The 8,388-nt window shown below is 64.2% G+C and carries 4 protein-coding genes and 1 tRNA gene; all 5 read right to left on the bottom strand.

The features are described from left to right. Window positions 1-102: 102 nt before the first annotated feature. Window positions 103-177, bottom strand: a tRNA-Gln gene (locus KUW17_RS21365). A 311-nt stretch (window positions 178-488) separates the two neighbouring features. After that, entirely contained in the window at window positions 489-2,420 is a 1,932-nt protein-coding gene (locus KUW17_RS21360) for an acyl CoA:acetate/3-ketoacid CoA transferase (protein ID WP_222482332.1), read from the bottom strand. Window positions 2,421-2,644: 224 nt separating this feature from the next. Then, window positions 2,645-4,678, bottom strand: coding sequence for a peroxidase family protein (locus tag KUW17_RS21355; RefSeq protein WP_222482331.1), 2,034 nt, complete (start codon window positions 4,676-4,678; stop codon window positions 2,645-2,647). Window positions 4,679-4,911: 233 nt separating this feature from the next. Next, window positions 4,912-7,278, bottom strand: coding sequence for an ATP-binding protein (locus KUW17_RS21350; protein ID WP_222482330.1), 2,367 nt, complete (start codon window positions 7,276-7,278; stop codon window positions 4,912-4,914). 25 nt (window positions 7,279-7,303) lie between these two features. Continuing rightward, entirely contained in the window at window positions 7,304-8,302 is a 999-nt protein-coding gene (locus tag KUW17_RS21345) for a cytochrome-c peroxidase (protein WP_222482329.1), read from the bottom strand. Window positions 8,303-8,388 lie beyond the last annotated feature (86 nt).

The following is an 8,388-nucleotide window of genomic DNA, read 5'->3' as shown; positions in this document are numbered from 1 at the left end:
CCCGACACGCCAACAGCACGCCAACCAACTGGGGCCGAAACCGGGGGCCTTTTCGGGGCTAACGGGTGCGCCGGATGCTTGTTTTCTTGTGTGAGAGGCCGATGGCTGGGGTGGTAGGATTCGAACCTACGGTACACGGTACCAAAAACCGCTGCCTTACCACTTGGCTACACCCCATCGGTGAGGCGCTGTCTAAAGTTTGTTGCGGGGGGGTGCAAGGGGGTTTTTGAAAAAAAATGCAGTTCTTTTTCCGGCTGCTCCGGAAATCCTTCCGCGCTCCTTGCCGCGGGGGCGGAGAGGGCATCAAGCTGTGCTAGAAAACGGCTTTATTTCAATGCGATGACTGGTTCTGGAGGCGCTGCTTTCGGGGGCGGGGAGGCCCGGAAATGCGCCGCTGAAGCGGAGGCGGATGGCTGCCGGGAGGGCGCGGAACGGCGGTGCGGGACAGGGGCCGGCCCGCTGCGGGGCCGGCTCTGGCGGAGGTGCTCTCAGGAGCCCCAGATCGCCTGATGCGCCTCTTCGCCGCTCTCGAAGATATGCGGCTGCACGCCGCGGCTGGCGAGCTCGCCCTGCATCTTCAGGCGCATGAAGGCGCTGGTGGTGTAATGGGCTACCGAGGCGCTGTTTGCCTCCAGCGTCCGGCCGACCGAGGCGGAATAGTCGTCCTGCAGGTCCTCGGCGATGCGGAAGCCGTTCTGGTTCATCACCATGTTCACATCCCGGCCGCTTCTGGCAAAGGCGTCCCGCAGCACGCGGTCCAGATCCTCGACATCCTGCTTCTTGCGGACGCTCCAGCCTTCGAGGTTGAGGAACATGGTGTGGCGGGCGGCGTCATAGGTGACGCGTTCGGAGAGATTGAGGTTCAACAGGTCGTTCATCAGCCCCATCGGCTCATCCCGGAAGATGCGTGCATCCATCAGGGCGACATTTTCGATGATGGGCTTGAACTCCATCTGATCCAGAATGTCGCGCTGCAGGTCGATGCCGGGGGCAATCTCGATCAGTTCCAGCCCCTTGGGGGTCAGCTGCAGCACGCAGCGTTCGGTCACATACAGCACCGGCTGCGAGCGCTTGGAGGCGTAAGGCCCTGAGAAGGTGATCTGTTCGATCAGGCGCACGAACTTCTTGTTGCGGCCCTCCTGGACGATGCGCAGCTCGCCGTTTTCCACCGCCACTTTCAGCCCGCCGGCAGTGAAGGTGCCGGCGAAGACCACAGCGCGGGAGTTCTGGGAGATGTTGATGAAGCCGCCGCAGCCGTTCAGGCGGCCGCCGAAGCGGGAGGCGTTGACACTGCCCTCGGCATCGCATTCGGCCATGCCGAGGCAAGTGAGGTCCAGCCCGCCGCCGTCGTAGAAATCGAACATCTGGTTCTGGTCGATGATGGCGTCGGCATTGGCGGAGGAGCCGAAGCTTGAGCCGCCTGCCAGCACCCCGCCGACGGCGCCGGCTTCGGTGGTGAGGGTGATATAGGGAGTGGCCTTTTCCTCGTTGGCCACAGCGGCGACGCCGTCAGGCGCGCCGACGCCGAGATTCACGGCGCCGTTGGGCGGCAGCTCAAACGCCGCGCGGCGGGCGATGATCTTGCGCTGGTCCAGCGGCATCTTGGGGATGCCTTCAACCGGCACCCGGATTTCGCCCGAAAGCGCGGGATTGTGCTGCACGCCGTAGTTCATCCGGTGCATCTCCGGATCGTCGGCTACGCAGACGCAATCCACCAGCAGGCCGGGGATCTTCACGTCCTTGGGCTTGATCGAGCCGTCCTCGACGATGCGTTCCACCTGGGCGATCACGATGCCGCCGTTGTTGTGGGCGGCCATCGCCTGGGCCAGGCAGTCCAGCGTCAGCGCCTCGCGCTCCATACTGATGTTGCCGGAACGGTCGGCGCTGGTGCCGCGGATGAAGGCGACGTCGATCTTGGTCGCCTTGTAGAATAGCCATTCTTCACCATCGACCTCGTGGTAGCGGACGATGTCCTCCTCGGTCACTTTGTTGACCTTGCCGCCGCCGTGGCGCGGATCGACATAGGTGTGCAGGCCGACCTTGGAGAACAGGCCGGGCTGGCCGGCGGCGCAGGCGCGGTAGAGCTGCGAGATCACCCCCTGGGGCAGGTTGTAGCCGCAGATCTTGTTCTCCTGTGCGGCCTGGGCGACCTTGGGCATACGGCCGAAGTTGCCGGCGATCACCCGGCGCAAGAGACCGTCGTGATGCAGCCGGCCGGTGCCCAGCCCCTTGCTGTCTCCGGCGCCTGCGCACATGATCAGCGTGAGGTCGCGGGGTGCGCCTTCTGCCAGGAAGCGCTTTTCCAGCGCCGCGTGCAGCATTTCCGGGATGCAGCTTTGCACAAAGCCGGTGGTGGTCACGACGTCGCCGTCGCGGATCAGCGCCATTGCCTGGTCTGTGGTGGTTGTCTTGTCTTTCATGGCGGCGCGTCCTCCCCGATCCTGTCGCCCTCCGCCATGCCGTGCAGCGCTGCGGAGATTTGATCGGGAATCTTAGGCGCGGGACGGGCCGCTGCTGTCCATTGATTGCGTCAGCAGACAATGGAGTTACGACATCGCGGCCGGGCAGCCGGCTGTGAAGTTTCCGATCGGCGGCGGCACTTTCCGCGCCGGGCGCAAATGTATGCCGCCGCCGGCTGAAACCGTCAGAAAAAGCTTGCGCCGGAGTCGAGCCAGTCGTCCAGCGTGATGCCCTCAAAGGTCACGGAACAGTTGTTGCCGAAGGTGAACATCAAGCCGTTTTCTGTATCCTGCGCCTGCGCGGTGAAATCGTGCGGGCCGGTAATCTTGGTGAAATCGGTGCCAAGCTCGAAGTCGGAAACCGTATCATTGCATCCCTGCTGGCTGTTGAAGACAAAGCAGTCGGCGCCTGCGCCGCCGGTGAGGTAATCGTCCCCCATGCCGCCTTTCAGGGTGTCCCGGCCTGCGCCGCCGTCCAGGGTGTCGTTGCCGCGGTTGCCAAGCAGGCGGTCCCTGCCGCCGCCGCCGGACAGCTCGTCCCAGCCCTTGCCGCCAGCCAGCCTGTCGGCCCCGGCGCCGCCATCCAGGCAGTCTGCCCCGGTGCCGCCGGCCAGGCTGTCGCGTCCGCCGCCGCCTTGCAGGTCGTCGGCGCCGGCCAGCCCGGCCAGGACGTCATCGCCCCTGCGGCCAAAGATGAAGTCCTGTCCGCTGCCGCCTGCAAGCAGGTCGTCATCGACGGTGCCGGCAATCCGGTTCATCGCGGCAAAGACGTCCTTTTGCAGCGCCTGCACATCGGTGTTGCGCAGGATGACGTCGGACAGGCTCGTGTCCCAGAGCGCTTTCAGCTCTTCCGCCGGAATGCCTTCGCGCCCTTCGCTCCAGAACGGGTCGCCGTCGCGCAGGCGGGTGAACTGGTCGATCATGACCAGTGCGAAGGTTTCACCCAGCAGCCCGTTGCCAATGGCGTCTTCGGCAAGGCCGCCGGTCCAGGCGTCCACCAGGTCTGTGTCGCCATAGGCCAGTTCGAGCTTGGCGGCCAGCGCAGCGTCCGAGGTGATGTCGGAGAAGGTTTCGGCGCGGGACAGGCCCAGGGCTTCGCGCAGGTCATTGTAGCTGGCCACACCCATGTCGCGGCCGCGCTGGATGTTCAACGCCGCCAGGTCCAGCCCGCCGGCACCCGGCGGCCCGAACAGGAAGGAACGCACGTCCTCCACCACCTGGGTGTCGATGGCTTCGGAAGTCTGGGTGGCAGCCCCGCGCAGGACATTTTCGATCATGCTGTCCTGGCTGACCAGATGCGGCTGGAAAAACGCATCGCGCAGAGCCAGCGGGTCCAGTTGGGTGCCATTTTCGGTGACCCGCTGCAGATTGGCCGACAGCAGCGTATGCCCCAGCCGGTAGACGGCGCCGGAAAATTCGATCGCAATCCCCGGATTCACGTCCGGGTCATAGCCCTGGTAGGCGCCAAAGGCATCATCGCCAAGCAGGATTGGCAAAAATTCCTTGAAGGTGATCGCCTGCACCAGCGCCTCGACCCGGGCGCGGGCGGCCTCGAACAGTTCATCATCCGTCAGCAACGGATCCCTCGCCGCCAGTTCCTCGACCAGCCGGTTGTGCTCGCGGGTGAACAGCGTGTGCATCGAGGTCAGGGCAACATTTTCGGCGGCACGGACATCGCCGGTCAGAAAGCCATCGCCTTCGAGATTCAGGAAATGTTCCTCGGTCATCTTCAGCTTGCCGCCTTCATCCCGCATTGCCGCGACCATCTCTTCGGTTGAACCGTAGATCATCGAGGCGTCGATGCAGGCGGTGATCTCATTCAGGAATTCACCCTCGTGCTGTTCCACACGGGTGAACGGAATGATGGCTTCGCCGGTGCCGAAGGGATCAAAGAACGGATCGCCGGCCGGAACCTCGATGTTTGCCTCGATACCGCTTTCGGCCCCGGTCAGCGACAGATCGTGGTCCAGAAACTGGCCCCAGATCCACAGGAAGTCCGAGGCTCCGGCGGCATTGACTGTCTCGCCGTCCTGCGCCGACAGAAGGTTTGAAAGCACGCGCGCGTTCGGCCGGTCTGCACCCGCCATTTCGCCATCCGGCCCCAGCGCGCTGCCGGCCATTCTCAGAAGTTCAGTGCCGGTTGCGCCCCAATCGGGATTGTCTGGATTTGCGGACGTGCCATCGGAGGGCCGTGGGGCCCCGATCTGTAAACTGGACATGTGATCCCCCAATCACTCGTAAAAACAGCCACCGGAAATGCCATCGCGCGGACCGGAAACGCCAGCGCGTCCAGTACCGGTAAATGCTTTATCCCCCGCAGATGCAGCCATGCCGGGCTGCACCTTCACAGGTAGCGCTTCACGATTTCGTGTCAAACCGTGTGCCTGCGTGAAGGAGCCGGTGCGGATGGCCTGCACCTGCCTTGGAGAAGCAGTGCGCAGGACCGGAAATCTCAGGCCGGCCGGGCCTTCTGCTCTGCTGGGGCCGACGTCCAATAGGCGATGTATTCAAGCAGTTCCTTCTTGCGCACGGGTTTGGACAGAAAGCCCGTCATCCCGGCTGCGCGGCAGGCGGCCTCATCCGCGCTCAGCACATTTGCGGTAAGGGCAAGAACCGGGCAGGGGGCGCGGCCGTTTTCCTGTTCCCAGGCCCGCAGGCGGCGGGTGGCTTCAAGCCCGTCCATCACCGGCATCGACATGTCCATCAGCACAAGATCGAAGGTCTGCGCCGCAAATGTGCTGACCGCCTCCTGTCCGTTGCTGCACATGGTCAGCTGGATGCCAGTCGGGGCCAGCATCTTCTTCAGGACCAGCTGGTTGGTCCGGTTGTCCTCAGCCGCCAGCACCCGCAGATGGCTGAGGCTGCCCGGTGCTTGCGCCGCTCCGGGATGCAAGGGGGCGGGCGATTGCGCCGCGCCGGGGCCTATTGCTTCCTGCAGCGCCTGCAGCAGCAGCCGGTTGCGGGCAGGTTTCATCAGCACATGCACGGTCTTGCAGCTTCTGAGCGCCTGATAATCCGCCAGCAGCTGGCTGCCGGCGCAGAACACGATGGGTAGCTCCCGGCAGCCCGGCAGCGCGTGCAGACACTGGCAAAAATCTCTGGCGTGCTCCAGCGGCAGGCTGGTTTCCACCAGCACCAGATCCGGCCGCCTCTGTTCTGCCGCCATCGCCTGCAGCTGTGACAGCAGCTCCGGCAGCCCGTCTGGGGCCAGCGTACCTGCCCCCCAGTATTCTAGCTGCCGCAGCCGCACCTCGCGGGAAAACGCGAGGTCCGAGACGACCGCCACCTGCTTGCCCGCCAGCGGCAGTGTGCGGGTCGCGGCCGGAGCGGCCACCGGCAAGGGCAGGCAGACCGTGAAACAGGAGCCTTTGCCCGACTCCGAAACCACGTCAATCCGCCCGCCCATGGCCTTGGCCAGGCGCGCGGAGATGGCCAGCCCCAGCCCGGTGCCTTCGAACCGCCGCGCGGTGGTGCTTTCGACCTGTTCGAATGCGTGGAAAATCTGGCTGATACTGTCTTCGGGTATGCCGACGCCAGTGTCGCGCACGTCAATGCAGAGCGGGATGCCGTGGCAGGTGTCGTAGTTTAGGGTGATGCTCACATGGCCCTTGAGCGTGAATTTGACGGCATTGCCCACAAGGTTCATCAGGATCTGCCGCACCCGGCCGCTGTCGCCGGTGAAGACTGCCGGGGTACCTTCGGGAATGTCGATGCAGACTTCCACTCCTTTGGCGGTGGCGCTGGGCGACATCAGCGTGGCCACGTCATAGATCACGTCGCGCAAGTTGAATGGCTGCTCCAGCAGCTGCGCCTTGCCGGCCTCCAGCTTGGAGAAGTCCAGGATATCGTTGACAATGCGCAGCAGCGCCTCGGAAGAGGCCAGAATGGTGCCGGCGCAGGACTGCTGTTCGGGGGTCAGGCTGGTTTCGTTCAGCACCTCCGCCATGCCCAGCACCCCGTTGATCGGGGTGCGGATCTCGTGGCTCATGGTAGCCAGAAAGCGGGATTTCGTCTCGGTGGCAGCTTCGGCCCTGGCTTTTTCCTGCAGCAGGCGGTCGGCGATCCGCTTCTTTTCCTCCAGGCTGGTTTCCAGCGTGTCGAGCGCGGCAAAGACGGCGGCAATCTCATTGTCGCCTTCCGGGGCTTCCGGCTGCTCGCGGGTGGCCAGCCGCCGCAGCTTCCGGGCGGCCTGCTGCATTGCGGCAGAGAAGCCGCGCGCCTTGCGAATGGCAAACATCAGCGCTGCGGCCATCAGCAGCGTGGTTCCGGACAGCCCTAGCACCAGGATGCGGGTTAGGGTTTCCTTTGCCTCCGCTGCTGCCGTTTCCGCATGCTGCGCCGCCAGCGCCGTTACGGCCGCCGCCTGCTGAGTCACCGTCTCGCTGCTCATCGTGAGCGAGCTGAGGGTGGGGATGTGCTGCGCGGGCTTGATGCCAAGAAGCACAACCGCCTTGACGCACCACTCCGACAGCGCGGTGTCCAGCGCCACAACCTGCTCCCGCAGCGGCGGGGTCAGCGGCAGACGCATCAGCGCTCCCAGATCACCGTTGATCTGATTCAGATACGCATGAAACTGGCGCGCCACCTCCTGCTGCTGGACCAGCCGTGTCATGGCCAGCACGTCCTGGGCATAGACCTGGGCAGCTGTGATGCCGGCAGTGACGCTGCTGGTCCGGCGGGTGACTTCCAGTGAGGCCTCGAGCACGGCATCCTTGCGGGCAGAAGCAAAGAACGCCATGCCGCCGACCAGCAGTGCCGCCAGCAAGGCCGCGACTGCGATCACCAGGACCGGCAGGACGATGGAGCGCCTGATGCTCATGACTGGAAGCCTTCAGCCGCCTGCATCAGTTGGCCGGCAAAATAGGGGTTGGCACATCGGTTTCCGTATCGGTCAGCGTTTCGAGAAAGGCGATCAGATCCGAAATCTCCTCTTCCGGGATGGCAAACCCATTGATCTCCGGAGAGCGGCCGGCCTCAGCGCCGCCGGCTGCATAGTGGCGGATCACTGCGCGCAGCGATCCCAGGGAGCCGTCGTGCATAAAGGGCGCCCGCAGCGCGATATTGCGCAGGCCGGGGGTCTTGAACCGGAAGTTCATGTCCTCATCCCGCGGTTCCAGCCCGCCAGCACCCAGGTCGCTGCCCCGCAGCCCGATGTCATGCAGCTGGTTGTCCGTGAACATCCAGCCGGTATGGCAGGATGCGCAATTGGCGCGTCCGGTGAACAGCGCATAGCCGCGTTTGGCAGCCTCGGAAACCGCGGTCTCATCCCCTTCCACCCAGCGGTCGAAACTGGCTACGCCGCTGACAATGGTGCGCTGGTAGGTGGCCAGTGCTTTCAGGATGGTCTCCTTGCGGATGCCGCGGTCTGGAAACAGCCGTTCGAACCAGGACTTGTACTCGCGCACGGCCGTCAGCCTGGCAATGATGCCGTCGAAGGTGGCGTTCATTTTCGTCGGGTCTGTGATCGGTCCGATCGCCTGTTTCTCCAGGCTGGTTGAACGCCCGTCCCAGAGCAGCGGCATGATCCAGGCAGCATTCAAGAGCGTCGGCGCATGGCGGAGCACCGGCGTATTCGCTGCGCCGATGGGTTTTGGCACCGGCACTTCCCAGCCGAAGGACGGGTTGTGGCAGCTGGAGCAGCTGATGTTCTGCCCGCCGGAAAGGCGCGGATCGAAGAACAGCATCTTGCCGAGAGTGGCAAGTTCCCGGCTATAGGGGGCCTCATCAGGAAACGGCACCGTGTCCGGCCGACGGAACGTGTCGAGCCCGGCCGGCCCGGCCAGGCTCTGAGCAGTCCAAAACAGCAGCGGCAGCACGGCAGCGGCAGCAGCTTTCCACCGCATTCAGGACCTCCTCTTCCATTCCAGACCTTTGTTAACCGGAATATCACTGTCTGAGAAGGCCGTTAAAATTGCGTGAGCCAGGCCTT

Source organism: Leisingera aquaemixtae, from assembly GCF_019801145.1.
GTDB lineage: Bacteria > Pseudomonadota > Alphaproteobacteria > Rhodobacterales > Rhodobacteraceae > Leisingera > Leisingera aquaemixtae_A.
The sequence above is the reverse complement of the archived record's forward strand: the minus strand, read 5'-3'. Positions and strand labels throughout refer to the sequence as shown.

Coding starts and splice junctions, on each gene's coding strand:
- KUW17_RS21355 (WP_222482331.1), bottom strand. CDS start 4,678: ATGTCCAGTTTACAGATCGGGGCCCCACGGCCCTCCGATGGCACGTCC.
- KUW17_RS21360 (WP_222482332.1), bottom strand. CDS start 2,420: ATGAAAGACAAGACAACCACCACAGACCAGGCAATGGCGCTGATCCGC.
- KUW17_RS21350 (WP_222482330.1), bottom strand. CDS start 7,278: ATGAGCATCAGGCGCTCCATCGTCCTGCCGGTCCTGGTGATCGCAGTC.
- KUW17_RS21345 (WP_222482329.1), bottom strand. CDS start 8,302: ATGCGGTGGAAAGCTGCTGCCGCTGCCGTGCTGCCGCTGCTGTTTTGG.